The 253-nt window shown below is 68.0% G+C and carries 1 protein-coding gene; it reads left to right on the top strand.

Going from position 1 to position 253, the window contains the following annotated elements; translation table 11 throughout:
- Nucleotides 1-253 (top strand): AMP-binding protein (locus U5775_RS39300; protein WP_322063482.1); only part of this gene is annotated, 253 nt, incomplete at both ends.

Raw genomic sequence — 253 nt, 5'->3', positions numbered from 1 at the left:
TGTGCCGCTTGATCCGGACTATCCGCAGGACCGTCTCGCCTACATGATCGGCGACAGCGGCATTGCCCTGCTGCTTACGCACGCGCACGTGCGTGATGCGCTGCCGGTGCCCGCTTCGCTGGAGGTGCTGGAACTCGACACGCTCGACCTGTCCGCCGGGCCGCACGACGCGCCGGCCGTGCACGTCGAGGGTGCGAATCTCGCGTATGTGATCTACACCTCGGGCTCGACGGGCCGCCCCAAGGGCGCACAA

This window comes from Paraburkholderia sp. J63 (assembly GCF_905220245.1).
In the GTDB taxonomy this organism is placed as follows: Bacteria; Pseudomonadota; Gammaproteobacteria; order Burkholderiales; family Burkholderiaceae; genus Paraburkholderia.
This window is presented reverse-complemented; position numbering and strand designations above follow the sequence as displayed.